Source organism: Streptomyces coelicoflavus (assembly GCF_003112555.1).
In the GTDB taxonomy this organism is placed as follows: Bacteria; Actinomycetota; Actinomycetes; order Streptomycetales; family Streptomycetaceae; genus Streptomyces; species Streptomyces coelicoflavus.
On record NZ_BEWB01000005.1, the window covers coordinates 127,612 to 153,457 of the forward strand.

Annotated in this window: 24 protein-coding genes and 1 pseudogene; 16 read left to right on the plus strand and 9 right to left on the minus strand. The window is 72.6% G+C overall.

What is annotated here, in order from left to right:
* The first annotated feature begins 32 nt into the window (after positions 1-32).
* On the plus strand, positions 33-545 hold the full coding sequence (locus Sco07f_RS12400) for an ATP-binding protein (RefSeq protein ID WP_108987873.1): 513 nt from the start codon (positions 33-35) through the stop codon (positions 543-545).
* Here the strand turns inward: Sco07f_RS12400 and Sco07f_RS12405 are convergent.
* The 3 genes from Sco07f_RS12405 to Sco07f_RS12415 form a co-directional block, all read right to left on the minus strand.
* Positions 516-989 carry a C40 family peptidase gene (locus Sco07f_RS12405; protein ID WP_054102732.1) on the minus strand — a complete coding sequence of 158 codons (474 nt, stop codon included), beginning with the start codon at positions 987-989 and terminating at the stop codon, positions 516-518. The two genes, Sco07f_RS12400 and Sco07f_RS12405, sit on opposite strands and share 30 nt — an antisense overlap.
* Before the next feature lie 518 nt (positions 990-1,507).
* On the minus strand, positions 1,508-1,816 hold the full coding sequence (locus Sco07f_RS12410) for a hypothetical protein (RefSeq protein WP_108987874.1): 309 nt from the start codon (positions 1,814-1,816) through the stop codon (positions 1,508-1,510).
* A gap of 8 nt (positions 1,817-1,824) precedes the next feature.
* Complete coding sequence (locus Sco07f_RS12415) at positions 1,825-2,469, minus strand: ATP-dependent Clp protease proteolytic subunit (RefSeq protein ID WP_108987875.1); 645 nt, start codon at positions 2,467-2,469, stop codon at positions 1,825-1,827.
* Positions 2,470-2,580: 111 nt separating this feature from the next.
* On the opposite strand from Sco07f_RS12415, the gene Sco07f_RS12420 reads away from it, so the two are divergent.
* The 8 genes from Sco07f_RS12420 to Sco07f_RS12455 all read left to right on the plus strand — a co-directional run bounded on the left by Sco07f_RS12420 (position 2,581) and on the right by Sco07f_RS12455 (position 9,467).
* On the plus strand, positions 2,581-2,865 hold the full coding sequence (locus tag Sco07f_RS12420; RefSeq protein ID WP_108987876.1) for a type II toxin-antitoxin system Phd/YefM family antitoxin: 285 nt from the start codon (positions 2,581-2,583) through the stop codon (positions 2,863-2,865).
* A 224-nt stretch (positions 2,866-3,089) separates the two neighbouring features.
* A complete protein-coding gene (locus tag Sco07f_RS12425; protein ID WP_108987877.1) occupies positions 3,090-3,392 on the plus strand; it encodes an urease subunit gamma in 303 nt (100 codons plus the stop codon).
* A 13-nt stretch (positions 3,393-3,405) separates the two neighbouring features.
* Positions 3,406-3,717: an urease subunit beta gene (locus Sco07f_RS12430; protein ID WP_007447081.1), complete on the plus strand. Its 312-nt coding sequence runs from the start codon at positions 3,406-3,408 to the stop codon at positions 3,715-3,717.
* Complete coding sequence (locus Sco07f_RS12435; protein WP_007447079.1) at positions 3,710-5,431, plus strand: urease subunit alpha; 1,722 nt, start codon at positions 3,710-3,712, stop codon at positions 5,429-5,431. The genes Sco07f_RS12430 and Sco07f_RS12435 overlap by 8 nt, the downstream gene beginning before the upstream one ends.
* Before the next feature lie 8 nt (positions 5,432-5,439).
* Positions 5,440-6,114: an urease accessory protein UreF gene (locus Sco07f_RS12440; RefSeq protein ID WP_054102736.1), complete on the plus strand. Its 675-nt coding sequence runs from the start codon at positions 5,440-5,442 to the stop codon at positions 6,112-6,114.
* Between the two features lie 165 nt (positions 6,115-6,279).
* Positions 6,280-6,957 (plus strand): urease accessory protein UreG, encoded by a 678-nt coding sequence (gene ureG / locus Sco07f_RS12445; protein ID WP_007442900.1) that lies wholly within the window; start codon positions 6,280-6,282, stop codon positions 6,955-6,957.
* Positions 6,954-7,718 (plus strand): urease accessory protein UreD, encoded by a 765-nt coding sequence (locus tag Sco07f_RS12450; protein ID WP_042824296.1) that lies wholly within the window; start codon positions 6,954-6,956, stop codon positions 7,716-7,718. The genes ureG and Sco07f_RS12450 overlap by 4 nt, the downstream gene beginning before the upstream one ends.
* Before the next feature lie 141 nt (positions 7,719-7,859).
* Positions 7,860-9,467, plus strand: a complete 1,608-nt coding sequence (locus Sco07f_RS12455; RefSeq protein ID WP_054102737.1) for an alpha/beta hydrolase — start codon at positions 7,860-7,862, stop codon at positions 9,465-9,467.
* A gap of 77 nt (positions 9,468-9,544) precedes the next feature.
* On the opposite strand, the pseudogene Sco07f_RS12460 reads toward Sco07f_RS12455, so the two are convergent.
* Both Sco07f_RS12460 and Sco07f_RS12465 read right to left on the minus strand, forming a co-directional pair.
* A pseudogene (locus Sco07f_RS12460) lies at positions 9,545-10,556 on the minus strand (NAD-dependent epimerase/dehydratase family protein).
* A 145-nt stretch (positions 10,557-10,701) separates the two neighbouring features.
* Positions 10,702-11,424, minus strand: a complete 723-nt coding sequence (locus Sco07f_RS12465) for a lysophospholipid acyltransferase family protein (protein ID WP_007447075.1) — start codon at positions 11,422-11,424, stop codon at positions 10,702-10,704.
* A gap of 223 nt (positions 11,425-11,647) precedes the next feature.
* On the opposite strand from Sco07f_RS12465, the gene Sco07f_RS12470 reads away from it, so the two are divergent.
* Positions 11,648-13,075 (plus strand): helix-turn-helix domain-containing protein, encoded by a 1,428-nt coding sequence (locus tag Sco07f_RS12470; RefSeq protein ID WP_054102739.1) that lies wholly within the window; start codon positions 11,648-11,650, stop codon positions 13,073-13,075.
* Positions 13,076-13,335: 260 nt separating this feature from the next.
* Complete coding sequence (locus Sco07f_RS12475; RefSeq protein ID WP_108987878.1) at positions 13,336-16,536, plus strand: M20/M25/M40 family metallo-hydrolase; 3,201 nt, start codon at positions 13,336-13,338, stop codon at positions 16,534-16,536.
* Positions 16,537-16,624: 88 nt separating this feature from the next.
* On the opposite strand, the gene proP is transcribed toward Sco07f_RS12475, so the two are convergent.
* Entirely contained in the window at positions 16,625-18,139 is a 1,515-nt protein-coding gene (gene proP, locus Sco07f_RS12480; RefSeq protein WP_108987879.1) for a glycine betaine/L-proline transporter ProP, read from the minus strand.
* 141 nt (positions 18,140-18,280) lie between these two features.
* Between proP and Sco07f_RS12485 the strand changes: the two genes are divergently transcribed.
* Positions 18,281-18,739 carry an RpiB/LacA/LacB family sugar-phosphate isomerase gene (locus tag Sco07f_RS12485; protein ID WP_007388155.1) on the plus strand — a complete coding sequence of 153 codons (459 nt, stop codon included), beginning with the start codon at positions 18,281-18,283 and terminating at the stop codon, positions 18,737-18,739.
* A 15-nt stretch (positions 18,740-18,754) separates the two neighbouring features.
* On the opposite strand, the gene rocD is transcribed toward Sco07f_RS12485, so the two are convergent.
* The 3 genes from rocD to Sco07f_RS12500 all read right to left on the minus strand — a co-directional run bounded on the left by rocD (position 18,755) and on the right by Sco07f_RS12500 (position 21,458).
* Positions 18,755-19,978 carry an ornithine--oxo-acid transaminase gene (gene rocD, locus Sco07f_RS12490; protein WP_007388180.1) on the minus strand — a complete coding sequence of 408 codons (1,224 nt, stop codon included), beginning with the start codon at positions 19,976-19,978 and terminating at the stop codon, positions 18,755-18,757.
* Complete coding sequence (gene ddaH, locus Sco07f_RS12495) at positions 19,975-20,829, minus strand: dimethylargininase (protein WP_007388179.1); 855 nt, start codon at positions 20,827-20,829, stop codon at positions 19,975-19,977. Before ddaH ends, rocD begins: the two co-directional genes overlap by 4 nt.
* A 125-nt stretch (positions 20,830-20,954) precedes the next feature.
* Positions 20,955-21,458, minus strand: coding sequence for an Lrp/AsnC family transcriptional regulator (locus Sco07f_RS12500; RefSeq protein ID WP_007388178.1), 504 nt, complete (start codon positions 21,456-21,458; stop codon positions 20,955-20,957).
* A gap of 77 nt (positions 21,459-21,535) precedes the next feature.
* Here Sco07f_RS12500 and Sco07f_RS12505 point away from each other — a divergent pair, with 77 nt between their 5' ends.
* The 4 genes from Sco07f_RS12505 to Sco07f_RS12520 are packed head-to-tail and all read left to right on the plus strand — an operon-like array spanning position 21,536 to position 25,807.
* Positions 21,536-22,297, plus strand: a complete 762-nt coding sequence (locus tag Sco07f_RS12505) for a LytR/AlgR family response regulator transcription factor (protein ID WP_007388154.1) — start codon at positions 21,536-21,538, stop codon at positions 22,295-22,297.
* 3 nt (positions 22,298-22,300) lie between these two features.
* Complete coding sequence (locus Sco07f_RS12510) at positions 22,301-22,696, plus strand: hypothetical protein (protein WP_054102742.1); 396 nt, start codon at positions 22,301-22,303, stop codon at positions 22,694-22,696.
* 28 nt (positions 22,697-22,724) lie between these two features.
* A complete protein-coding gene (locus Sco07f_RS12515; protein WP_108987880.1) occupies positions 22,725-24,593 on the plus strand; it encodes a sodium/solute symporter in 1,869 nt (622 codons plus the stop codon).
* Positions 24,590-25,807, plus strand: coding sequence for a sensor histidine kinase (locus tag Sco07f_RS12520; protein ID WP_007388151.1), 1,218 nt, complete (start codon positions 24,590-24,592; stop codon positions 25,805-25,807). Before Sco07f_RS12515 ends, Sco07f_RS12520 begins: the two co-directional genes overlap by 4 nt.
* Positions 25,808-25,846: the final 39 nt, after the last annotated feature.

A 25,846-nucleotide genomic window follows, 5' to 3' on the forward strand; every position in this document is an offset into this window, starting at 1 on the left:
CTGCGGTCCCGTGAGAAAGGGACGACGTCGCCATGGCAGACCATCTGGAAGCATCCGTCACTCTGCCGAGCGATCCCGCCTCGGTGGCCGCCGCGCGGACCTATGTGGTCGGCACCCTGGCGGAATGGGGGCTGCCGGCCGACACCGACCTGTCCGGGACCGTCCGGCTCATCGTCTCCGAACTCGCGACCAACGCGGTCCAGCACACCCTGGGGCAGTCGCCCACCTTCACGGTGGACCTCGTCCTCGACCGCGACGAGCGGCTGCGCATCGGTGTCACCGACAGCCATCCGCGGTTCCCCAAGCGCCTGCCCGCGGCCGTACAGCAGGACAACGGGCGGGGCATGGTGATCATCCGATGGCTCACCGCCGAGTGCGGCGGCAAGCTGAGGGTCCGGCCCACGCGCGAGGGCGGCAAGACCGTCTCGATCGAACTGCCCTGGACGCCCCCGCGCGGGCCGGGCGCACCCGCGGGGGCGACGGCGGGACAGCCCGCCGCCACCCCCGCGGGCGGGCTACTTGACCCGGCCGTACCAGACGCTTGACGTCCAGATCTTCTGGAGGCGGACCACGTCCCCGGTCTTCGGGGCGTGCCAGAGCCTGCCCTTGCCGGCGTAGATGCCGACGTGGTAGACGCTGCGACCGGAGTGGAAGAACACGAGGTCTCCGGCCTTGCGGTTCTTGGCGGAGACGTGACGCGTCTTGTTGTACTGCTGGGCCGCCGTGCGCGGCAGTTTCTTGCCGGCCTTCTTGAACGAGTACAGCGTCAGGCCGGAACAGTCGAACCGGTGGGGGCCGGTGGCGCCCCACCGGTACGGGGAGCCCTTCTTCGAGGCCGCGATCTTGAGGGCTTTCGTCGCATGGCCCGCCGCGGCCGCCTCGGCGGCGGCACCGGGGACCACGACGGAGCCGCCCACGGCGGCGAGGGTGAGGACCGAGGCCGTACCGGCACGAGCCATCAGGGACGGGACACGATTGAGCGCGGACATGCGCAACCCTTCGTCAGCCGCCTGTGAAGGATGACCTGTCGGATTCGGGCTGGCGAAGTTGCCCGGCCGCACGAGTGCGGCTTCACCCCAAGGACCGCTCGGCCCGGCGCCTCTTGCTCAGACGGCCGTGCCGGCGACCCGTCGTGCTCGGGTCCTCCACTCCTGCCGATCCACTTCCCTCGCGACCGGTCGTCCGGACGGCGGCAGGACTCGGCGTCCGCCCGGACCGCCCCGCCGCTGCGGCGGGGGCTTGTCGTCAGTCACGGATCTTGTCCCGCCCCAAGGGGAATTCCCAATGGAACGTGCCCTTTGTGTTGTTACGCGCCGCTCATCCGTTCGGGTTGACGCGTCGGACTCCGGGATGCCGTCGAGTGCGGCGGCGGCCCCGGGACCAGCGGTGGAGTGCGGCATCGCGCCTACCGCGGCCACGGGTGCCGCAACTTCGGCCGGTTGAGAATCGGACGTGTTCCTACGCCGAAAGGGGGTACGCCTTTTGGTCCGTTTCGACTCGGGCTCCCTCAACTCGCGGAACCCGGTGGCAGACCGACCCGCGCCGTGCGCCGCTCGCCGTCCAGTACCCGCAGCGCCCGGGCCAGGGTGGTGGCGTGCACCTCCGTCTCGCCGCGGCGGTGCATCAGAGCCAGCGCGTCCCGCAGCGCCGTCGCCTTGCCGACCAGCGCCTGGGCGGCCCTCAGCCCGCGGTAGGTGTCGCCGTCCCGCCCGGGGTTGATCCGGCCCAGCAGGTCGACGACGTCCAGATAGCGGTCGATGACCTCCGCCTCGGCACGGGTCAGGGCGGGCAGCGGGGGCAACTCGGGTGGCAGCACCGGCCCGCTCACCTCGTGCCGGGCGCCGGGGAGGAGGCGGACGACGCCCTGCGGTCCGCCACGATCCGGTCCACCAGGCCGTACTCCAGCGCCTGTTGGGCGTCCAGGACGGTGTCCCGCTCGATGTCCTCGTGCACTTGCCCGGGGCTGCGGCCCGTGTGGCGTACGAGGATCTCCTCCAGGCGGGCGCGGACGCGGACGAGTTCGCCGGCGTGGACGGCCAGGTCGCTCGCCTGCCCCTCCACCGGTTCGGTCAGCGCCGGCTGGCGGAGCACCACCCGGGCGCCCGGCAGTACGGCGCGCTTGCCCGGGGTGCCCGCCGCCAGCAGCACCGCGGCGGACGAACCGGCCTGCCCGAGGCAGGTCGTCGCCACGTCGCAGGCGACGTAGCGCATCGTGTCGTAGATCGCCGTCATCGCGGTGAAGGAGCCCCCGGGCGAGTTGACGTACAACTCGATGTCCCGGTCCGGCGCCTGGTGCTCCAGGTACATGAACTGCGCCGTCACGTCGTTCGCGGAGGTCTCGTCGACCGGTGTCCCGAGGAAGACGATCCGCTCCCGGAGCAGCTCGGAGTAGGGATCCGTCGTCCGGGCCCCGGCGCTCGTGCGCTCGGTGAACTCGGGCAGGACATGGCGGGCGGACGGTCGGGTCATGGTGAACCCCTCCTCGTGGCAGAGCCGTCTTCTGCTGCGCTGTCTCCGTAAAAAATGTACAGGACGTACGCTTTCCGGAGGCGGATTCGGGCGAAACCGTAAGCTGGGGTCATGGCCTACGAGATTCCGGTGACGCAAGCCAGGGCTGAGCTCGCCGACCTGATCAACCGGGTGGTGTACGGCGGTGAGCGCGTCGTCGTGACGCGGCACGGCAAGCCTCTCGTCGCCCTCGTCTCCGCCGCCGACCTCGAGCGTCTGGAAGAGGTCCAGGAGTCCTCGGACGCCCCGGTGGTCACCTCGGTCGCCACGGTCCACGACCCGGCCGCCGCCTCGGTGCCCCGCGAGCGCCACCGCTTCGGCATCGCCGCGGAGCATCGCGGGACGGACCCGTCGTAGAACGGGCATGCGGGACATCGCCAACGGCACCGGTAATCAATCGGTCAAAACCGGGTGACGTGGCCGTCACACTGTAGCCCTACTCTGCACCCCGATCCACCTGCGGTTTCTCCGGCACCGGTGGGTGCATACCGGCCCATTCATGTGTGTTACATCTAGAGCCGTCGCGGTGGCCGCGGCAGCCGGACCGTCGGGTCCTGGCGTGATGCCCTGTGAGGTGGTAAATGCAACTGACCCCGCACGAGCAGGAGAGACTGCTCATCCATGTGGCCGCGGACGTGGCGGAGAAGCGCCGCGCACGAGGCGTCAAGCTCAACCATCCCGAGGTCGTCGCGCTGATCACCGCGCACATCCTCGAAGGTGCCCGGGACGGGCGCAGCGTCGGCGAACTCATGTCCACCGGACGCAGGCTGATCCAGCGCGACGAGGTCATGGAGGGCGTCCCCGAGATGATCCACGACGTGCAGGTCGAAGCCACCTTTCCCGACGGCACCAAGCTGGTCACCGTCCACGATCCGATCATCTGACGGGGCGGCGGTCTTGATTCCCGGAGAGATTCTGTTCGCCGACGAGCCGGTCGCCTTCAACGAAGGCCGCGAGGTCACCCGCCTGACCGTGCTCAACACCGCCGACCGGCCCGTCCAGGTCGGCTCCCACTACCACTTCGCCGAGGTCAACCCCGGTCTCGAGTTCGACCGCGCCGCGGCGCACGGCAGGCGGCTGGACATCGCCGCCGGCACCGCCGTCCGGTTCGAGCCCGGCATCCCCGTCGACGTACGGCTGATCCCGCTCGCGGGCGCCCGTGTCGTCGTGGGGCTGCGCGGCGCGACCGGAGGTGCCCTCGATGCCTGAACTGTCCCGTCCCGCCTACGCCGACCTGTTCGGCCCGACCACCGGCGACCGCATCCGCCTCGCCGACACCGACCTCCTCGTGGAGATCGAGGAGGACCGCTCGGGCGGCCCCGGCCGCTCCGGCGACGAAGCCGTCTTCGGCGGCGGCAAGGTACTGCGCGAGTCCATGGGGCAGGCGCGTACGACCCGCGCCGAGGGCGCCCCCGACACCGTGATCACGGGAGCCGTGATCATCGACCACTGGGGGATCGTCAAGGCCGACATCGGCGTCCGCGACGGCCGGATCACCGGCATCGGCAAGGCCGGCAACCCGGACACCATGGACGGCGTCCACCCCGACCTGGTCATCGGCCCCGAGACCGAGGTCGTCGCGGGCAACGGCAAGATCGTCACTGCGGGCGGCATCGACACCCACGTCCACTTCATCGCGCCGAGCGCCGTCGACGAGGCCCTGGCGTCCGGCATCACCACCCTCATCGGCGGCGGCACGGGCCCGGCCGAGGGCAGCAAGGCGACCACCGTCACGCCCGGCTCCTGGCACCTGGCGTGGATGTTCGCCGCCCTGGAGTCGAGCCCCGTCAACATCGGCTTCCTCGGCAAGGGCAGCACCATGTCGAAGGAGTCCATGCGCGACCAGCTGCGCGCCGGCGTCCTCGGCTTCAAGATCCACGAGGACTGGGGCGCGACCCCCGCCGTCATCTCCGCCTGCCTGGACGTGTGCGAGGAGTCCGGCGTCCAGCTCGCCATCCACTCCGACACGCTGAACGAGGCCGGCTTCGTCGGCGACACCTTCGACGCGGTCGCGGGGCGCACCCTGCACGCCTTCCACGTCGAGGGCGCCGGCGGCGGCCATGCGCCTGACATGATCACGGCGGTTTCGCTGCCCAACATGCTGCCGGCGTCCACCAACCCGACCCGGCCGCACACCGTCAACACGGTCGAGGAACACCTCGACATGCTGATGGTCTGCCACCACCTGAACCCGGCCGTCCCCGAGGACCTCGCCTTCGCCGAGTCCCGGATCCGGCCCAGCACCATCGCGGCCGAGGACATCCTGCACGACATGGGGGCGATCTCCATCATGTCGTCGGACGCCCAGGCCATGGGCCGTATCGGCGAGGTCGTTCTGCGGACCTGGCAGACGGCGCACGTGATGAAGCGACGGCGCGGCTTCCTGCCCGGCGACACCCGCGCGGACAACCTCCGTGCCCGTCGCTATGTCGCCAAGTACACGATCAACCCCGCCGTCGCCCAGGGCATCGAGCACGAGGTGGGCTCCGTCGAGACCGGCAAGCTCGCCGACCTGGTGCTCTGGGACCCCCGCTTTTTCGGCGTGAAGCCGCACCTCGTCATCAAGGGCGGCCAGATCGCGTACGCGCAGGTGGGCGACGCGAACGCCTCCATCCCGACGCCGCAGCCGGTCCTGCCGCGCCCGATGTACGGGGCGCTGGGGCGCGCTCCCGCCACCAACTCGGTCAACTTCGTCTCCGAGCAGGCCGTCGAGGACGGGCTGGCGGAGCGGCTCGGGCTCGGGCGGGCGTTCGTGCCCATCCGGTCCACGCGCGGCCGGACCAAGGCGGACATGCGGCAGAACGACGCGCTGCCCCGGGTGGAGGTCGCCGCGGACTCCTTCGCGGTGACCATCGACGGTGAACTCGTCGAGCCCGCCCCCGTCGCCGAGCTGCCGCTGGCCCAGCGGTACTTCCTCTTCTGAGCGCCGGAATGAGCCGAGCCGCACTGCTCGTCCTCGCGGACGGCCGCTTCCCCGCCGGAGGGCACGCCCACTCCGGCGGGGCGGAGGCCGCCGTCCGGGCGGGACGCATCACCGACGCCGCGAGCCTGGAGGCATTCTGCCGGGGGCGGCTGCACACGAGCGGGGTCGTCGCGGCGTGCGTCGCGGCGGCCGCCGCCCTCGGGGTCGACCCCGGGGAACTCGACCGGGCCGCCGACGCCCGCACCCCGTCGCCCGCGCTGCGGGTGGCGGCGCGCAGACTGGGGCGGCAGCTGACGCGGGCCGCCCGCGCGACCTGGCCGAGCTCCGAACTCGACGCCCTGGCCTCCCGGTTCCCCAAGGGGGCCCATCAGCCCGTCGTACTCGGGCTGGCCGCACGGGCGGCCGGTCTCGGCGCGCCGGACGCGGCGTACTGCTCGCTCTACGAAGGCGTGAGCGGACCAGCGACGGCCGTGGTGCGGCTGCTCGGTCTCGATCCGTTCGACGCGACGGGGGTGCTGGCGCGGCTCGCCGACGAGGTGGACCGGGCGGCCCGGGAGGCCGTCGGGACAGCCGAGCGCGTCGTGACCGACGGGGTCGGCGTGCTGCCCGCGCGGTCCGCGCCGCTGCTGGAGATCGGGGCGGAGGCGCATGCCGCCTGGCCTGTGCGGTTGTTCGCCTCGTAGGTGGGTTCGCCCCCGCCGCCCCTGCCCTTCCCGACCCCAGGGGCACTGCCCCTTCTGCCCCGCCAGGGGGCTTTGCCCCCTGGACCCCCATTCGGCCTGAACGGCCTCGTCCTCAAACGCCGGACGGGCTGATATGGCCGATCCCGACTTTGACAGGAACTGCTCATGCATCTTGACCATCACCTCGAATCCCCCGCCGCCGTCTCCGCCGACGCGCGTCGGCCCGACGGGACGCGGCGGGCACTGCGGATCGGGCTCGGCGGCCCCGTCGGGTCCGGGAAGACCGCCACCGTGGCCGCCCTGTGCCGGGCGCTCCGGGAGGAGTTGTCCCTCGCCGTGGTGACCAACGACATCTACACCCGGGAGGACGCCGAGTTCCTGCTCCGGGAGGCGGTGCTGCCGCCCGAGCGGATCACCGCCGTGGAGACCGGTGCCTGCCCGCACACCGCGATCCGGGACGACATCTCCGCCAACCTGGAGGCCGTGGAGGACCTGGAGGACGAGGTCGGGCCGCTCGACCTGGTCCTGGTGGAGTCCGGTGGGGACAATCTCACCGCCACGTTCTCCAGGGGCCTCGTCGACGCGCAGGTGTTCGTGATCGACGTGGCGGGCGGCGACGACATCCCGCGCAAGGGCGGGCCCGGTGTGGCCACCGCCGACCTGCTGATCGTCAACAAGACCGACCTCGCGCCGTACGTCGGCTCCGACCTGGCGCGGATGGCCGCCGACGCCAAGTCGGTGCGCGGTGAACTGCCCGTCGTGCTCCAGTCGTTGTGGAGCGAGGACGGGGTACGGGAGGTCGCCGGGTGGGTGCGGGAGCGGATCGCCGCGTGGACCGCGTGACCGCCGTCCCGGGCGGTGTCCGGGCGAGTGCCCGTGTGCTCGCCCGCGGCGACGGGCGCGGCGGCACCGTCCTGCCGGTGCTGGAGGGCGAGGGCCCCCTCGCCGTGCGCCGGACCCGGGGGAGCGGAGCCGAGGCCCGGGTGATGCTGGTCGGCGCGATGAGCGGGCCGCTCGGTGGCGACCACTTCACCGTGGAGGTCCACGCGGCGAGCGGTGCCCGCCTGCGGGTCGGCTCGGCCGCCGCCACACTCGCCCTGCCCGGCCAGGACAGGACCGGGGCCCGCTACGACGTCCGGCTCACCGTCGACGACGACGCCGAACTGTGCTGGCTGCCGGAGCAGCTGATCTCGGCCGGCGGCAGTGACCTGCGGGTCACCACGTCCGTCGACCTCGCCGCCGGTGCCCGGCTGCTGCTGCGCGAGGAGCAGGTGCTCGGGCGGGCCGGGGAGGAACCCGGCAGCCTCACCAGCCGTCTGAGCGTACGGACCGCCGGACGGTGCGTCCTCGACCAGGAGCTGGCCTGCGGGCCCGGCGCGCCGGGCGGCTGGGACGGACCGGCCGGACTGGCCGGACACCGCGCGGTCGGCCAGCTGGTCGTCGTACGGCCGGAGTTCGCCGGTGAACCACCGGAGCCGCGGGTCTTCGAGGAGGGTGCGGCCGTCATGCCGCTCACCGGGCCCGTCGCGCTGGTGACCGCCGTCGCGGCGGACGGGCTGCGGCTGCGGCGCCTGCTGGACGGGGCGCTGGCCTCGCTGGACTGAGGTGCGTGCCGGAGGGTCCGTCGATCGAACGCGCCGATCCGTTTATCGGATTGGCAAAGAAGTAACACCAACTCTGTTCCCAGGGAACCCACAGCCGCGAGGATCCCCGTACTTGTCGCGAACACGTACGGGGAGGGCCTCTTGAGGAAGAGCAGCATGCGGCGGAGGGCGGCCGGGTTCGGCTCGGCCGGAGCGCTGGTCACCGCCACGCTGATAGCCGGAGTCGTCTCGGCGCCCGCGGCGAGCGCCGCCCCGGCCGACGGCCACGCGCGCGGCTGGGACCGGGAGGCGCGCGGTGCCACCATCGCCGCCGCCCGCGCCGCCCGGGCGGGCGTCGACTGGGAGGACTGCGACGCCGGCTGGAACCTGCCGAAGCCCATCCAGTGCGGCTACGTCACGGTGCCGCTGGACTACGCCAAGCCGTTCGGCAAGCAGATCAAGCTCGCCGTCGACCGCATCGGCAACACCGGCGGCAAGAGCGAGCGCCAGGGCGCCCTGATCTACAACCCCGGCGGCCCCGGCGGCTCCGGCCTGCGCTTCCCGGCCCGCGTCACGAGCAAGAGCGCGGTGTGGGCGAACGCGGCCAAGGCCTACGACTTCGTCGGCTTCGACCCGCGCGGCGTCGGCCACTCCGCGCCCATCTCCTGCGTCGACCCGCAGGAGTTCGTCAAGGCGCCCAAGGCCGACCCCGTGCCCGGGTCCGAGGCGGACAAGCTCGCCCAGCGCAAGCTCGCCCGCGAGTACGCCGAGGGCTGCTTCGAGCGCAGCGGCGACATGCTCCCGCACATGACCACGCCGAACACCGCGCGCGACCTCGACGTCATCCGCGCCGCCCTCGGCGAGAAGAAGCTCAACTACCTCGGCGTCTCCTACGGCACCTACCTCGGAGCCGTCTACGGCACGCTCTTCCCGGACCACGTCCGCCGCATGGTCGTCGACAGCGTCGTCAACCCCTCCCGCGACAAGATCTGGTACCAGGCCAACCTGGACCAGGACGTCGCCTTCGAGGGCCGCTGGAAGGACTGGCAGGACTGGGTCGCCGCGAACGACGCCACCTACCACCTCGGCGACACCCGCGCCGAGGTCCAGGACCAGTGGCTGAAACTGCGCGCCACCGCCGCGAAGGAGCCGCTGGGCGGCGTCGTCGGACCGGCCGAGCTGATCTCCTTCTTCCAGAGCGCCCCCTACTACGACTCCGCCTGGGCGCCGATCGCCGAGACCTTCAGCAAGTACGTCGCCGGTGACACCCAGGCCCTCGTCGACGCCGCCGCACCCGACCTGTCCGACACCGCGGGCAACGCCTCCGCGGAGAACGGCAACGCCGTCTACACGGCCGTCGAGTGCACCGACGCCAAGTGGCCCACCGACTGGAACACCTGGGACCGGGACAACACCCGGCTCCACCGCGACCACCCGTTCATGACCTGGGCCAACGCCTGGATGAACCTGCCGTGCGCCACCTGGCCGGTCAAGCAGCAGACCCCGCTGAACGTCAAGACCGGCAAGGGACTTCCGCCCGTCCTGATCGTCCAGTCCGAGCGCGACGCGGCCACCCCGTACGCCGGTGCCGTCGAACTGCACCAGCGGTTCAAGGGATCCCGGCTCATCACCGAGCGGGACGCCGGCTCGCACGGCGTGACGGGACTGGTCAACCCGTGCATCAACGACCGGGTGGACGCCTACCTGCTCACCGGCAAGCTGGACGCCCGTGACGTGACCTGCGCGCCGCACGCCACGCCCAAGCCGTAGCCCGGCGGACGGAGACGGAAAGGAGGGGGCGACCGGCCGTGCCGGTCGCCCCCTCCCTCTCGTGCCCTCCCGTGCCGCTACCGCCGCTCGAACCAGGCGTCCTCCGCCGCGTAGTCGAAGAGGTCGCCGTACGCCGTGGCCATCTTCGGGTACGCCTCGCGCCAGTCCCGTCCCGCCAGCCGCTCCTCGAGGAAGGCGACCGTCTCGGGCAGGGTGTCGGCGTAGCGGGCCACCGGGCGGTAGCCCAACTGGTCCTCCGCCGCGCTCATGTCGCACACCACCGGCGCGGGAGTGGTCCACGGCGTCGCCCACGCCGTCCACCGGCGGGCCGTCCATCAGCACGTCCTCGGTCTCGACGCCCATCACCGCGTCGATCGCCGCCGCGATCTCCGCCACCGTCGGGGCGTCCGGGTCCACCGTGTTCAGCACGCGCGTGCCCGGCCGCGGGGCGGCCAGCCGGATCAGCTCGGCGATGTTGCGCACGCTCGCCGGGTGGAAGCGGCTCGCACCGCCGTACGCGAGCACGCGCCGGCGCCGTCCGTCGAGGTTGCGCTTGACGAAGTACAGCTCCCGCGGCGTCCGGCAGTACGGGCCGTGGATCGCGCCCGCCCGCAGCAGCGTCGCCGGCAACCGGTCGCCCGCCGCGAGGAGTTCCCGCTCCAGCGCCGCCTTGCCGGTGCTGTACGAGGCGTCGCCCGGGCGGATCGTGCGCTGCGCCTCGGTGATCGGCACCGGGTACTCGGGGAAGCCGCCGGGCTCGCCCTGGGTGTCGAAGGTGCGGCCCTTGTCGTCCTCGTAGACCGACACGCTGGAGATCACCACCGCCGAGCCGACCCGTCCGGCGAGCGAGACCAACTGCCGTGCGTGGCGCTCCCCGTAGGCCACCATGTCCACCAGGACGTCGCAGCCCTCGCCGACCGCCTCGGACAGCGCCCCGTCGTCCTCCCGGTCGGCCCGCACGACCCGCACGTCACCGGGCCACCGCGCGTCCCGGTCGCCGCCCCGCGAGACGGCCGTCACCGCCCAGCCGTCCCGGGCCAGCGCCGCCACCGCCGCCCGTCCGATCTGTCCCGTCGCCCCGAGCACCACCGCATGTGTCATACGGCGACCGTAGGCGCATCGCCGCCCCGCGGCCACGCCCCTCTGCCGACGGCAGACGAGGGAACCCCGAAAGCCCCGGCCTGACGCCGCCGGGACCGCCTTCGGGCGGACGACGGGAATGTGACGCCAGGACCTAGCGGCGCGGCAGCCGGGGGAACCTCCGGCTCTCGGCCGCCTTCCGGGCCTCCTCGGCCTTCACGTCCGCCGCGTACCGGTCCACGTACTCCTGACCGGACAGCGAGAGGATCGCGTAGACGATCTCGTCGGTGACCGCGCGCAGCACGGCCTTCTCGCCCTCCATGCCCGCGTAGCGGGAGAAGTCGAGGGGCTCGCCGAAGCGGATCACCACCGGATGCAGCTTCGGGATCTTCCGGCCCGGCGGCTGCGCCTCGAAGGTGCCGATCATGGCGCAGGGCACGACGGGCACCCCGGCCCTGAGCGCCATCACCGCGACGCCGACCTTGCCCTTGTACAGCCGGCCGTCGTGCGAGCGGGTGCCCTCCGGATAGATGCCGAGCAACTCGCCCCTGTCCAGCACGCCGAGTCCCTCGCGGATCGCGGCCCGCCCCGCCTCCTTGCCGGAGCGGTCGACGGGGATCTGCCCGGCGCTGCGGAAGAAGAACGCGGTCAGCCTGCCCTTGAGGCCCGGCCCGGTGAAGTACTCGGCCTTGGCGAGGAAGGTGATGCGGCGTCTGAGCACCGCGGGCATGAGGAAATGGTCCGAGAACGAGAGGTGATTGCCCGCGACGATGGCCGCCCCCGAACCCGGCACATGGTCCAGGCCCTCGATCCTGGGGCGGAAGGCCACCCTCAGCAGCGGGCCCAGCAGGACGTACTTGAGCACGTAGTAGAACACGGTGTGTCTCCAGTTCTCCGGGCTCCCGACCGGTCGTCCGCTTGTCCGCGACCGGTGATCGATCGTAGCCCGGCCGTGCCGGAACCGGCCGGGACCGGTTCGGCCGCTCTTCGGTCAACTCGATTGACGCGGCCTGCCCCGTCCTCTGTGCTGTCCGGTGGCGCGATGCGCGAAGCCAGGCCGGCACACGGCCCGCGGCGGGGGCGCGACCGGGGGAGGGCGGATGACCGGTGGATCGGCCGGGGCGGCGGCCGGGGCTCCGTGGGCGGAGTTCGGGCGGCGGTTGCGCTCCCTGCGCAGGGCGGCCGGGCTCACCCAGCTGCAACTCGGCCTGCGGGTGGGCTACCACCACTCGGCCGTGAGCAAGCTCGAGGCGGGTCTGCGCGAGCCGCCCGTGGGGCTGGTGCGCCGGCTCGACGCGGTGCTGGAGACGGACGGCGAGCTGGCCGCGATCCTCGCCGAGCCGCGCGAGGTGCCCCGGCGGACGGGCCGGTTCCCGGCCGACCCGGCGCTGTTCGCGCCGCTGCCCGGCGCGGACGTCCCCGGCGGGCAGGGCGCCCCGGACCCCCGGATGTGGCCCGCGCGGCTGCCCGCCGAGGGCCTGGTGTGCCCGCTGCACGGCGCCGCCGGGTGCGCGGTGCCCGAGCCGGGTGAGTTACCGGCGCTGCTCGGCGGGCCGGGGCCGGCCGGCGGCCCGGCACCGGTGTGGGGCACCGGCGCCGGGGAGGCGGTCGGCGACGCGGAGCTGCTGCACGGCCTCACCGCCGTCCTGGCCTGTCTGATCCGCGAGGCGTTCGGACACGAGGGCCGGGTGACGGCCGTCGAGGGACTGCTGCGCGCCCTGGCCCGCTGGGCCGGCGAGGTCAACTCCGCCGGACGGCTGCCGTACGGGCAGTTGCGGCTCGGCGCGCAGTACGCGCAGGTCGCCGGGCGGCTGCGGATGGAGCGGGGGCAGATCGGCGTGGCGATGGCGTGGTTCGGCCACGGACTGCGCTGGGCGGACGCCGTCCACGACGTGCCGGCCCGCGCCACCCTGCTCAGCGACATGTGCACCCTGGTCCGCCTCGACGGCGACCCCTCGCTGATGCTCGGGTACGCCCGGGGCATCGGCGCGGTGGACGGGCGGCGCCGTTGGACGGCCACCCTGTCGGACCTCTATCTGGCGCGGGGCCATGCCCTGGCGGGCGACGCCGCGGAGTGCCGCCGTCACATCACCCTGGCCCGGCGGGGATTCGCCCGCCTCGACCGGCGGGACCTCCTGGAGGCGCCGTGGATGGCCGGGGCCGAGGGCGCGATGCGGGTCGACTCGGCGATCGGCGGAGCGCTGCGCGACCTCGCCGTGGCGACCGGGGACCGTACGGCGGCCCGGCGCGCGGTCGACGCCACGGCACGCTCGCGCGCCCAGGTGCCGCCCCAGATGCGGGGCGCCCGGCTGCTGCTCACCCTGCGCCTGGCGGACAGCTGGGCGTGTGCCGGAGACCCCGGCGCCGCAGTCGCCGTCGCCTCGGAGGTCCTGCCGGAGGCCGTGCGCTCACGCGAGTCGATGGTCACCGCCGAACTGCGCGGCCTGCACAGCCGGCTCAGCGGGGAGTGGGCCGACCTGCCGGAGGTCCGGGAGTACCGGGAGCGGCTGCTGGACGCGGGGGAGTGAGGCGAGGGGCCCCGGTTGCGCCGTGGGCGGGGGCGTCCCCGGGCGCACCCGTACTTGCCGGATTTTGACAGGTCTGGACCAAGCTCGCGGAGTCGTTGATTCCGGTGCGACGGGGTGTGAGGGTTCCGCCAGCCCGCGACATGACATGCAAATGACACTCGCACACCCGATGGACGCGTCTCCGCACCCCAGGCTGCGCGTCCGGCATGTCCTGGCCCGGGCCGGCCCGCAAGGAGCCCCCACTCTCACAAGGAGCCACGATGCTCAGACAGACCGCGGTGGCCGGGACAGTCCTGGCCATGACACTCGCAGGGGTGGTGGTACCGGCCTCCCTCGCCTCGGCGTCGGAGCGGTCCGCGCCCTCCGCGGCGGAACCCACCCCCGTCGAAAGAGCCGTGGCCGCGGCCGACCGGGCCGTCCGCAGCGGCCTGGACGCCCTCGTCGCCGGCGGCCCCGACGAGCAGTACGACCGCCACCAGGTCACCCCCTGGGACAAGAACCTCTTCTCCGTCGCCTACGAGCGCACCTACCACGGCCTGCCGGTGGTCGGCGGCGACGCCGTCGTCCTCGCCGACGGCAAGGGCGGGGTCCGCGCCGTCCGGTCCGCCACCGAGGCCGCGATAGCCGTGCCCACCGAGGCCGCGATCGAGGCCGAGCAGGCGGTGAGGACCAGCCGCAAGCAGCTCGCCGAGGTCGACAAGGTCGACTCCAAGCGGCTGGTGGTCCGGGTCAAGGACGACGTCCAGACCCTCGCCTGGGAGACCGTGCTCGTCGGCACCACCAAGGACCACGTGCCCAGCAAGCTGCACGTGTTCGTGGACGCCCGCACCGGCAAGGTCGTCGACAAGTACGACGACGTGAAGGCAGGCACCGGCCACAGCGAGTGGAACGGCCCCGACCCGCTGACCATCGACACGTCCCGCTCCGGCAGCCAGTACGCCCTGCGCGACACCACCCGCCCCGGCCTGCAGTGCTCGGACTACAACGGCGGCCTGTTCACCGGACCGGACGACGACTGGGGCACCGGCAACGCCTCCAGCCGTGAGACCGGCTGCGTCGACGTCATGTACGCGGCGCAGAAGGAGTGGGACATGCTCCGCGACTGGCTCGGCCGCAACGGCCACAACGGAAACGGCGGCAGCTGGCCCACCTCCGTCGGGCTCAACCAGCTCAACGCCTACTGGGACGGCTCCCGGGTCACGATCGGCCACAACAGCGCGGGCAAGTGGATCGCCGGCATGGACGTGGTCGGCCACGAGTACGGCCACGGCCTGGACAGCTACACCCCCGGCGGCGCCAACCACGAGAGCGGCCTGGGCGAGGCCACCGGCGACATCATGGGCGCCCTGACCGAGGCCTACGCCGACCAGCCCTCCGGGTACGACACCCCCGACTACACCGTCGGCGAGGAGATCAACCTCCAGGGCCGCGGCCCGATCCGCAACATGTACAACCCGCAGCTGGTCAACAACGACCCCAACTGCTACTCCTCCGCCATCCCGAGGACCGAGGAACACGCGGCCGCCGGGCCCATGAACCACTGGTTCTACCTGCTGGCCGAGGGCTCCGACCCCGGCGGCGGCAAGCCCTCCAGCCCGACCTGCGACGGCAGCCAGGTCACCGGCATCGGCATCCAGAACGCCGGCAAGATCTTCTACGGCGGGATGCTGCTCAAGACCAGCGGCATGACCTACAAGCGGTACCGCTCCGCCACCCTCACCGCGGCGAAGGAACTGGACGCCTCCTGCGACCTGTTCGACGCCACGAAGGCGGCCTGGAACGCGATCGACATCCCGGCGCAGAGCGGCGATCCGACCTGCACCCGGCAGGAGACCGACTTCTCGCTGGCCCTCAGCCCGGCGAGCGGCGACGTCGAGGCCGGCTCCGCGGTCAACGCCACGGTCAACACCTCCACCGTCACCGGCAGCGCCCAGCAGGTGTCCCTGACGGCCACCGGCACCCCGCCCGGCGTGAGCGTCACCTTCAGCCCCTCGACGGTCACCTCCGGCTCCAACTCGACGATGCGCGTCTCCACCACCTCGGGCACCGCCGCCGGAACCTACTCGCTCACGGTCAGGGGCACGGCGGGCAGCAAGAACCACACCGCCCAGTACACCCTCACCGTCGGCGGCGGGAACAACCCCGGCACGCCGCCCGACGTCGACGTCGCACAGGTGCAGGCCCACCTGGCGCAGTTCGGCTCCATCGCCGCACAGAACGGCGGCAACCGCCGCTCCACCGGCTCCGGCTACGACGCCTCCCTCGCCTACGTGAAGGGCAGGCTCCAGGCGGCCGGTTACACCGTCACCGAGCAGACCTGCACCTCCGGCTGCTCCGCCGGCGCGGGCAACAACCTGATCGCCGAATGGCCCAAGGGGGACGCGAACAGCGTCTACATGTTCGGCGCCCACCTCGACGGCGTCGCGGCCGGCCCCGGCATCAACGACAACGGCTCCGGCTCCGCCGCGCTCCTCGAGACGGCGCTCACCCTGGCCGAGCAGAACCCGACCATGAAGAACCGCGTCCGCTTCGCCTGGTGGACCGACGAGGAGCAGGGCCTGAACGGCTCCGACTTCTACGCCCGCACGCTCGGCTCGACCGAGCGCTCGCGGATCAAGGCGTACTACAACTTCGACATGGTCGCCTCCGTCAACGGCGGCTACTTCATCAACAACCTGACCTCCGCGGCCTCCGCCCCGATGCGCGAGTACTGGACCTCCCTCGGCCTCGCCCCGCAGGAGAACGTCGAGGGCCAGGGCCGCTCCGACGACTACTCGTTCCAGCAGGTCGGCATTCCCACCTCCGGCTACGCCACCGGCGCCTCCGCCGTCAAGTCGTCCACGGAGGCCGCCAAGTGGGGCGGCACCGCGGGCCGTTCCTACGACCCCTGCTACCACTCCGCGTGCGACACCACGTCCAACATCAACGCCACCGCGCTGAACCGCAGCGCCGACGGCATCGCCTACACGATCTGGAAGACCGCCGTCGGGGACGCACCCGACCCGCAGGACGACTTCTCGATCTCCGCCAACCCGTCCTCGGGCACGGTCGACCCGGGCAGCTCCGCGACGGTCACCGTGAACACCGCCACGACCAGCGGCGACGCGCAGAACGTGCGGCTGTCGGCGTCCGGCGCGCCGACCGGCGTGAGCGTGGACTTCACCCCGGACTCGGTCACCTCCGGGCAGTCCTCGACCGCCACCGTCCAGGTCGCCGCGGGTACGGCCGGCGGCACCTACACCCTGACCCTCACGGGCACGGGCACCGTCACCCACACCACCACCTACACCCTCACCGTCTCCGGCGACGGCGGCGGTGAGACCACCTGGCGGCTGGGAGCCACCTACGCGGCCGGGGACGTGGTGACCTACGACGGCGTCGGCTACCGGTGCATCCAGGGCCACACCGCCTACCCCGGCTGGGAGCCGCCGAACGTCCCCGCCCTGTGGCAGCGCCTGTGACACACCGCTGAGAAACGCCTGACACGCCGACGGGCGGTGGGGTTCGCACCGAACCCCACCGCCCCGGCGTGTGCCCGTGACCGCGGTGTCAGAACTTCGGCGTCGGGGCCTGCGCCTCCACCATCTCCGCCGCCTCCTCCTCGGTCTGCACCGACGGCGGGGAGCCCGCCAGCGGCTTCTGGGCCGTCTCCTTCATGCAGGCCACGGCGATCACACCGATCAGGGCCGCCGCCATCGAGTAGTAGGCGGGCATCATGTCGGAGCCCGTCACACTGATCAGCGCCGTGATCACCAGCGGCGTGGTCCCGCCGAACAGCGAAGCCGACAGGTTGTAGCCGACCGACAGGGACCCGTACCGCACGTTGGTCGGGAACATCGCCGGGAGCGCCGCCGACATCGTGCCCAGCAGACAGACCAGCGACAGGCCGAGCATCAGCATGCCGCCCGAGACGGCGAGCAGACTGCCCTCCTGCACCAGCACGAAGGCCGGTGCGGACAGCACGAAGAACCCGATCATGCCGGTCATCAGGACGGGCTTGCGCCCGAAGCGGTCGGACAGCCGGCCGACCTGGTTGATGATCAGCATCAGCAGCACCATCGTCGCCACCAGGATCATCAGGCCGTGGCTCTCGCTGTAGTCCAGCTCGTCCGAGAGATACGTCGGCATGTACGACAGCAGCATGTAGTCGGTGATGTTGTACGCGCCGACCAGCGCGATGCACAGCACCAGCGCCCGCCAGTGGGTGCGGAAGATCTTGGCGAGGTCGCCCCGTGCGGTGGTCTCCACCGCCGTCGCGGCCTCCGAGACGTGGACGTTGGAGTCCTCCAGCTTCAGGTACGCGGGCGTGTCGTCGAGCCGCAGCCGCAGGTAGATACCGATCATGCCGAGCGGAAGCGCGGCCAGGAACGGGATGCGCCAGCCCCAGGAGTCCATGCCGTCGCTGCCCAGGACGGCGGTCAGGGCGGTGACCAGGCTGGCGGCGGCGGTGTACCCGGCCAGCGTTCCCAGCTCCAGGAAGCTGCCGAAGAAACCGCGCCGCTTGTCCGGCGCGTACTCGGCGATGAAGGTGGACGCGCCGCCGTACTCGCCGCCGGTGGAGAAGCCCTGGAGCAGGCGGAACAGGATCAGCAGCAGCGGCGACCAGAAGCCGATGGAGTCGTAGCTGGGGATGAACCCGATGGCGGCCGTGCCGATCGCCATGAGGATCATGGTCAGCGCCAGCACCTTCTTGCGGCCGATCTTGTCGCCCATCGGGCCGAAGACCATGCCGCCGATCGGCCGCACCAGGAACGCCACGGCGAACGTGGCGAACGAGGAGAGCAACTGCGCGGTGTCGCTCCCGGACGGGAAGAACACCCGGCCGATCGTGCCCGCCAGATAGGCGTAGATGCCGAAGTCGAACCACTCCATGGCGTTGCCGAGGGAGGCAGCCTTGACGGCTCGCTTGACCGCGGCCTCGTCCGTGACGGTGATGTCCGACCGGCGCAGTCGGGGGTTCTGCCGGCGCTTGATCGCCCGGAAGAGGGCGGGGTGGCGGCGCACCGCCGCGGCGTCGGTCTCCGGTCCGTTCTCGGTGGGGGACGTGGCGGCCTCCCTTTCCACGCGCAGACACTCCGGACGGAGCGCTGCTCGGTCGTACGTCTCTCAGCTCGTACCCGTTCCCCCGATCATGCTGGGTATGGTCGTGACTTCGGTCATGTGATTGGGCCGATGAGGTGAGCGGCCGGTGAGTACGCTTCGCACATGCGTATCTCCGTCTCCTCCGACATGGACGAACCCGTGGCCCGGCTCCTCGTCGAGGAACTGCGCGCACGCGGTCACGAGGTGCGCGCGTACGGCGCACTGAACCCCGGGGCGGACCCGCGGTGGGCCGCCTGTTCCGAGCGGGCGGCGCGCGAGGTCGCCGAGGGACGGGCCGACCAGGCCGTCGTGTGCTGCTGGACCGGCACCGGCGCGTCCATCGCCGCCAACAAGGTGCCGGGCGTCCGCGCCGCCCTGTGCGCCGACGCGTACACCGCCGACGGGGCCCGCCGCTGGAACGACGCCAACGTGCTCGCCATCGGCCTGCGGCTGACGTCCGCTCCGGTGCTGCGCGAGATCCTCGACGCCTGGTTCGCGGGCGGCCCGAGTACGGACGCCGAGGACCGGGACAACGTCGCGCACGTGGAGCGGCTCGACGAGGACCGCCGAGCCGCTCGGTGAACCCCTGGGGGCGGGTCAGGAGGTGAGGACCTTCTCCAGCGTCCCCAGAGCGCCCGACAGCTCCTCCGCGGTGACGGTCAGCGGCGGTGCCAGCCGGATCGTGGAGCCGTGGGTGTCCTTGACGAGGATGCCCTCGCGCATCAGCCGCTCACTGACCTCGCGACCGGTGCCCAGCGCCGGGTCCACGTCGACGCCCGCCCACAGCCCCCGTGCCCGGAAGCCGACGACGCCCCTGCCGACCAGGGCGGCCAGCCCCTCGCGCAGCACCGCGCCCAGTTCGGCCGCCCGGCGCTGGTACTCGCCCGTCTCCAGCAGCTCCACCACCGCCGTGCCCACCGCGGCGGCCAGCGGATTGCCGCCGAACGTCGAACCGTGCTCGCCCGGATGCAGCACACCCAGCACGTCCCGGCGGCCCACCACCGCCGACACCGGGACGATGCCGCCGCCCAGGGCCTTGCCGAGCAGCACCACGTCCGGCACCACCGACTCGTGCTCGACGGCCAGGGTGTGCCCGGTGCGTCCGAGACCGGACTGGATCTCGTCCGCGACGAACAGACAGCCCTTGCGCCGGGTCAGCTCCCGCACCCCGGCCAGATAGCCGTCGTCCGGGATGAGGACGCCCGCCTCGCCCTGGATCGGCTCGATCAGCACGGCCGCGGTCGTCTCGTCGACCGCCGCCTCCATCGCCGCCAGGTCGTTGTACGGCACGATCCGGAAGCCCGGCGTGAAGGGACCGAAGCCGGCACGGGCCGTCTCGTCGGTGGAGAAGCTGACGATCGTCGTCGTACGGCCGTGGAAGTTGTCCGCGGCGACCACGATCGTCGCCCGGTCGGCCGGGACGCCCTTGACGTCGTACGCCCACTTGCGGGCCACCTTGATGCCGCTCTCCACCGCCTCCGCGCCGGTGTTCATCGGCAGCACCATGTCCGTGCCGGTCAGCGCGGCCAGCCGTTCGGCGAAGCCCGCCAGCCGGTCGTTGTGGAAGGCGCGCGAGGTGAGGGTGAGCCGGTCCAGCTGCCGGTGGGCGGCCTCGACCAGCGCCGGGTGGCGGTGGCCGAAGTTGAGCGCCGAGTAGCCGGCCAGCATGTCCAGATAGCGGCGGCCCTCCACGTCCTCCACCCAGGCGCCCTCGGCGCGGGCCACGACGACGGGCAGCGGGTGGTAGTTGTGCGCGAGGACGGGCTCCTCGGCGCGGATCAGCTCGTCGGAGCCGCGGGTGCTGCGGGCGGGTGCGGTCATGAGCGGGTCTCCCGGATCTCCTGGGTGCAGCACTTGATGCCGCCACCGGCCTTGTGGAACTCGGACAGGTCGACGGGGACCGGCACGTAGCCGCGGCCGTCGAGTTGCTCGGCCAGCCCCCTGGCCGCCGGAGCGATGTACACGTGCCGTCCGTCGGACACGGAGTTGAGCCCGAACGCCAGCGCGTCCTCGCGGGTGGCGAGCACCGCGTCCGGGTACAGCCGCTCCAGCACCTCGCGGCTGCCGGGCGAGAAGGCGCCGGGGTAGTAGGCGATGTTCCCGCCGCCGGCGCCGGGAGCCTCCGCGTCCGTCCCGTCGTCGAGCACGAAGAGCGCCGTGTCCAGGTGGTAGAAGTACGGGTCCACCAGGGTCAGCGAGATCACCGGCACGCCGAAGAACTCCTGCACCTCGCGGTGCGCGTCCCGGGTCGTGCGGAACCCGGTGCCGGCCAGGATCCAGCGGCCGGCCGGAACCAGGTCGCCCTCGCCCTCGCAGACCGACTCGGGATGGTGGACCTCGAAGCCCTCCGTCTTGAACCACGCCTCGAAGGGCACGGACTCGGGACGCCGCTCGGGCGCGTGGAAGAGGGAACCGAAGACCCGGCCCCCGACCACCACCGCGCAGTTCGCGGCGAAGACCATGTCGGGCAGACCGGGGACCGGCGCGACGGTGTCCACGGTGTGTCCGTGGGCACGGTAGGTGTCGACCAGCGCCTGCCACTGGTCGAGGGCGCGGATGACGTCGACCGGTCGGCCGGTGCTCATCCACGGGTTGATCGCGTACTGCACGGCGAAGTGTCTGGGTTCGCAGACCACGAAGCGCCGCCGGCGCGGCACACGGGACTCGGTCACAGAGGGGTACCTCCGCTTTTCACGGTGTGTGACGGGGTGTTGACACCACGGTAGGAAGTGACACCCGAGCCCGACAAGCGAGGAAGGCTGCGCGTTCCCGCAGGATCGCTGCGTTTTTCGCCCGGTCAGCGCACGTTTGCTGCGCCGTCCGGAGCGGGCAGGGCGGCTCCCGCCTCCGGACTGTCCGCGATCAGGTGGGACAGCACCATCACGCTGATCGTCTTCCGGATGAACGGCTCCGCACGAATGCGCTCCAGCACCTCCTCGAAGTGCTCCACGTCCCGCGCCCGCACGTGCAGCAGCGCGTCCGCTCCGCCGGTGACCGTCATCGCCGCCGTGATCTCCGGGTAGCCCCGCACGACCTCCGCGAGCCGCCGCGGCGGCGCCGCCCCCTCGCAGTACACCTCCACGTACGCCTCCGTGCGCCACCCCAGCGCGGAGGGCCGCACCGTGGCCGTGAACCCGGTGATCACGTCCGTCTCGCGCAGCCGGTCCACCCGGCGCTTGACCGCCGTCGAGGACAGTCCGACGTCCGCGCCGATCTCCGCGAAGGAGGTCCTGGCGTTCTCCATCAGGGCGGTGACGATCTTCCGGTCGAGTTCGTCGAAGGAAGCGGGCCTGCTGTTCATGCGGGCACTGTATCCAGGGGATACGGCCACGTCGCAGGCGTGTGCAGGCGCCCGGATCGCCCCTACACTCCACCTTCATGCTGCGCGCCCTGGCTGTCGACGACGAACGCCCCACGCTCGAGGAACTCGTGTACCTGCTGAACGCCGACCCCCGCGTCGGCACCGCGGAGGGCGCGAGCGACGCGACCGAGGCGCTGCGCCGCATCAACCGGGCCCTGGAGTCGGGCCCCGACGGTCCCGACGCCATCGACGTCGTCTTCCTCGACATCCAGATGCCCGGCCTCGACGGGCTGGACCTCGCCCGGCTGCTCACCGGGTTCGCCCGGCCGCCGCTGGTCGTGTTCGTCACCGCGCACGAGGACTTCGCCGTCCAGGCCTTCGACCTCAAGGCCGTCGACTACGTGCTCAAACCGGTGCGTCGGGAGCGGCTGGCGGAAGCGGTGCGCCGGGCCGCCGAACGGCGCGGCGCCGCCGCCGTGCCCGCCCCGCGCATCCCCGTGCACGAACCCGACCCGGACCACGTCACCGTGGAGCTCGGCGGCGTCACCCGCTTCGTGCCCGTCGACGAGATCACCCACGTCGAGGCGCAGGGCGACTACGCCCGCCTGCACACCGACCGGGGCAGCCACCTCGTCCGCATCCCCCTGTCCACCCTGGAGGAACGCTGGCGGGCCCGGGGCTTCGTGCGCATCCACCGCCGTCACCTCGTCGCCCTGCGCCACATCGGCGAGCTGCGCCTGGACGCCGGCAGCGTCAGCGTCCTGGTCGGCACCGAGGAACTCCAGGTCAGCCGGCGCCACGCCCGCGAGCTGCGGGACCTGCTCATGCGGAGGCCGTGAACCGTGCCCCAGGACCCCACCGAGCGCCGCGTCACCGTCACCGCCCCGCCCAGGCGCCCCGTCCCGCACGCCCGGCTCCGCTCGCGCGGACGGCACTCCCAGCCCCTGGGCCACTACCGCCCGCGCACCGAGATCGACGAGCAGACCACCCTCGGCCACACCTACGTCCGCTCCCTGATGCGCAGCCAGCTGCGGGCCGGCCTCGCCGCCCTCGCCGTCCTCGGTCTCCTCGTCGGTCCGCTCCCGCTGCTGTTCGCGGTGCTGCCCGACGCCCGCGGTCTGGAGTGGGCCGTCCTCGGCTTCGGCCTGTACGCCCCGCTCGTCCTGCTCGCCCGCTGGTACGTGCGCCGCGCCGAGCGCAACGAACGCGACTTCGTGCGGCTCGTCGAGGACCGGTGACCATGCCGGACGAGGCCGTGAAGGCACCATGAACTCCAGCTACGCCATACCCGCCGTCGCCCTCGTGGTCGTCGCCACCGTCCTCGTCGGCGCCTTCGGCCTGCGCATCTCCCGGACCACCTCCGACTTCTACGTCGCCTCCCGCACCGTCGGCCCCCGCCTCAACGCCGCCGCCATCAGCGGCGAGTACCTCTCCGCCGCCTCCTTCCTCGGCATCGCGGGACTGGTCCTCGTCCAGGGTCCCGACATGCTCTGGTACCCGGTCGGCTACACCGCCGGGTACCTGGTCCTGCTGCTCTTCGTCGCCGCACCGCTGCGCCGCTCGGGGGCCTACACGCTGCCCGACTTCGCCGAGGCCCGGCTTGCCTCCCAGGGGGTGCGGCGGCTCGCCGGGGCCTTCGTCGTCGGGGTCGGCTGGCTGTACCTGCTGCCCCAGCTCCAGGGCGCCGGGCTGACGCTGACCGTGCTCAGCGGGGCGCCCGACTGGCTGGGCGGGGTGATCGTCGCCGTCGTCGTCACCGCCATCGTCGCCGCCGGGGGCATGCGCAGCATCACCTTCGTCCAGGCGTTCCAGTTCTGGCTCAAGCTCACCGCCCTGCTGGTCCCCGCCCTCTTCCTGGTGCTGGCCTGGCAGGGCGACGGCGCCCCCGGCCGCCCCTTCGAGGAGCCCGCCACCTTCCGTGAGCAGCGCTCGGTCCGCATCGACGACACCCTCACCCTCAAGCTCGAGGAGCCGCTGACGGTCACCGTCGACGGCACCGTGGACGGCCGTGCCCGCGACGGCGCCCGCGTCGCCCTGCCCGCCGGCACCCACCGCATCGAGGCCGGCACCCGCCTCACCTTCGCCGCGGACACCCCCGTCCCGGCCGCCGGACGCGGCGCCGACGACGCCCTGTCGCCGTCCCGGGCCGAGAGCCGCGCGGAACGCCCGCTGTACGCCACGTACGGCCTGATCCTGGCCACGTTCCTGGGCACCATGGGCCTGCCGCACGTCGTGGTCCGCTTCTACACCAGCCCGACCGGCGTCTCGGCCCGCCGCACCACCGTCGCCGTCCTCGGCCTCATCGGCGCCTTCTACCTGCTGCCGCCCCTCTACGGGGCCCTCGGCCGCCTCTACGCCCCCGAGCTGACCCTCACCGGGGAGGCCGACGCCGCGGTCCTGCTGCTGCCGGACAGGGTGATCGGCGGAGTGGGCGGCGACCTGCTCGGCGCGCTGGTCGCGGGCGGTGCCTTCGCCGCGTTCCTGTCCACCGCGTCCGGGCTCACCATGGCCGTCGCGGGCGTGCTCACGCAGGACGTGCTGCCGTCCCGCGCCGTGCCCCACTTCCGGCTGGGCACCCTGCTCGCCATGGCCGTGCCGCTGGCGGCGAGCGCGCTGGTCGGCGGGCTGCCGGTCGCCGACGCCGTCGGCCTCGCCTTCGCCGTGTCCGCCTCCTCGTTCTGCCCGCTGCTCGTCCTCGGCATCTGGTGGCGACGGCTGACCCCGCCCGGCGCGGCTGCCGGGATGCTGGTGGGCGGCGGCTCAGCCCTGCTCGCCGTCGCCGCCACGATGGGCGGCCTCCCCGGCGGGGGCGGGGCGCTGCACGCGCTGCTGGCCTGGCCCGCCCTGTGGTCGGTGCCGCTGGGCTTCCTCACGATGGTGCTGGTCTCCCTCGCCACCCCGGGCCGGGTCCCGGCGGGGACGGCGGCGATCCTGGCCCGCTTCCACCTGCCGGAGGAACTGGGCACGGAGGATCTGAGGGCGGAGGACCTGCGCGCGGAGGATCTGAGGGCGGAGGACCTGCGCGCGGAAGAGCTGCATGCGAAGGGCCTGCGCGCCCACCAACCGCCCACGGAGGACCCTCGTACGGGCGATCCGCAGGCCGGGACCGGGCAGCGAGAGGAGACGACGCGATGAGCGGCTCCGCGGCCGGATTCCTGGCGGGCCTCGCCGTCGCCCTGCTCCCGCTGCTGGCCACCGGCTTCTGGCTGGGGCGGCGCACGGCCCGCCCGCAGCACCTCGGCGGCCTGGGCACCCCGGTCGAGCACGCCACCTTCCAGACCCTGCACACCGCCTCGCTGGCCACACCCCCGCTGCGGGCGGGCCTGACCGAGGAGACCGCAGGGAAGTCGGCCCGCAAGCTGCGCTCCCTGCTCGGCACGGACGCGCTGTGCCTGACCGACCTCGAGGAGGTCCTGGTCTGGGACGGCGTGGGCACCCACCACCGCGCCGAGATCATGGAACGACTCGCCGGACCGCTGGAGACCGGCCGCGGCGAGGCCTTCCGGCTCACCTGCGACACCCCGGACTGCACGGTGCGCTGGGCCGTCGTCGCCCCGCTGACCGTGGACGACCGGGTGCACGGCGCCCTCGTCGCCTGCGCGCCCCGCGAGTCCGCCGTCCTGGTCCGCGCGGCCGGGGAGGTGGCCCGCTGGGTCTCCGTCCAACTGGAGCTGGCCGACCTCGACCAGTCCCGCACCCGCCTCATCGAGGCCGAGATCAAGGCGCTGCGCGCGCAGATCTCCCCGCACTTCATCTTCAACTCGCTCGCGGTGATCGCGTCCTTCGTGCGCACCGACCCCGAGCGTGCCCGTGAGCTGCTGCTGGAGTTCGCCGACTTCACCCGCTACTCGTTCCGCAGGCACGGCGACTTCACCACCCTCGCCGACGAACTGCACGCCATCGACCACTACCTGGCGCTGGTACGGGCCCGCTTCGGCGACCGCCTCGCCGTCACCCTCCAGGTCGCCCCCGAGGTGCTGCCGGTCGCGCTGCCCTTCCTCTGCCTCCAGCCGCTCGTCGAGAACGCCGTCAAACACGGGCTGGAGGGCAAGGCCGACCGGTGCCGCATCCAGATCACCGCCCAGGACGCGGGCGCCGAGGCCCTGGTCGTCATCGAGGACGACGGCGCCGGCATGGACCCGGACCTGCTGCGTCGCATCCTCGCGCGCGAGGTCAGCCCGTCTGGCGGCATCGGACTGTCCAACGTCGACGACCGCCTCCGGCAGGTCTACGGAGACGACCACGGCCTCGTCATCGAGACGGCCGTCGGCGCGGGCATGAAGATCACGGTCCGGCTGCCGAAGTACCAGCCGGGTGTGCACTCGGCGGGCCGGCTCGGTCGTGACTGAGCCGGCCCGCCGAGTGACGCGGGTGCCCCGCGCGGGGGC

Excerpts from the sequence above, each read along its gene's own strand:
- Sco07f_RS12425 (WP_108987877.1), top strand. The coding sequence starts at position 3,090 with ATGCAACTGACCCCGCACGAGCAGGAGAGACTGCTCATCCATGTGGCC.
- Sco07f_RS12440 (WP_054102736.1), top strand. The coding sequence starts at position 5,440 with ATGAGCCGAGCCGCACTGCTCGTCCTCGCGGACGGCCGCTTCCCCGCC.
- Sco07f_RS12515 (WP_108987880.1), top strand. The coding sequence starts at position 22,725 with ATGAACTCCAGCTACGCCATACCCGCCGTCGCCCTCGTGGTCGTCGCC.
- Sco07f_RS12400 (WP_108987873.1), top strand. The coding sequence starts at position 33 with ATGGCAGACCATCTGGAAGCATCCGTCACTCTGCCGAGCGATCCCGCC.
- Sco07f_RS12470 (WP_054102739.1), top strand. The coding sequence starts at position 11,648 with ATGACCGGTGGATCGGCCGGGGCGGCGGCCGGGGCTCCGTGGGCGGAG.
- Sco07f_RS12420 (WP_108987876.1), top strand. The coding sequence starts at position 2,581 with ATGGCCTACGAGATTCCGGTGACGCAAGCCAGGGCTGAGCTCGCCGAC.
- Sco07f_RS12500 (WP_007388178.1), bottom strand. The coding sequence starts at position 21,458 with ATGAACAGCAGGCCCGCTTCCTTCGACGAACTCGACCGGAAGATCGTC.
- Sco07f_RS12485 (WP_007388155.1), top strand. The coding sequence starts at position 18,281 with ATGCGTATCTCCGTCTCCTCCGACATGGACGAACCCGTGGCCCGGCTC.
- ureG (WP_007442900.1), top strand. The coding sequence starts at position 6,280 with ATGCATCTTGACCATCACCTCGAATCCCCCGCCGCCGTCTCCGCCGAC.
- Sco07f_RS12435 (WP_007447079.1), top strand. The coding sequence starts at position 3,710 with ATGCCTGAACTGTCCCGTCCCGCCTACGCCGACCTGTTCGGCCCGACC.
- Sco07f_RS12405 (WP_054102732.1), bottom strand. The coding sequence starts at position 989 with ATGTCCGCGCTCAATCGTGTCCCGTCCCTGATGGCTCGTGCCGGTACG.
- Sco07f_RS12475 (WP_108987878.1), top strand. The coding sequence starts at position 13,336 with ATGCTCAGACAGACCGCGGTGGCCGGGACAGTCCTGGCCATGACACTC.
- Sco07f_RS12505 (WP_007388154.1), top strand. The coding sequence starts at position 21,536 with ATGCTGCGCGCCCTGGCTGTCGACGACGAACGCCCCACGCTCGAGGAA.
- rocD (WP_007388180.1), bottom strand. The coding sequence starts at position 19,978 with ATGACCGCACCCGCCCGCAGCACCCGCGGCTCCGACGAGCTGATCCGC.
- Sco07f_RS12415 (WP_108987875.1), bottom strand. The coding sequence starts at position 2,469 with ATGACCCGACCGTCCGCCCGCCATGTCCTGCCCGAGTTCACCGAGCGC.
- Sco07f_RS12520 (WP_007388151.1), top strand. The coding sequence starts at position 24,590 with ATGAGCGGCTCCGCGGCCGGATTCCTGGCGGGCCTCGCCGTCGCCCTG.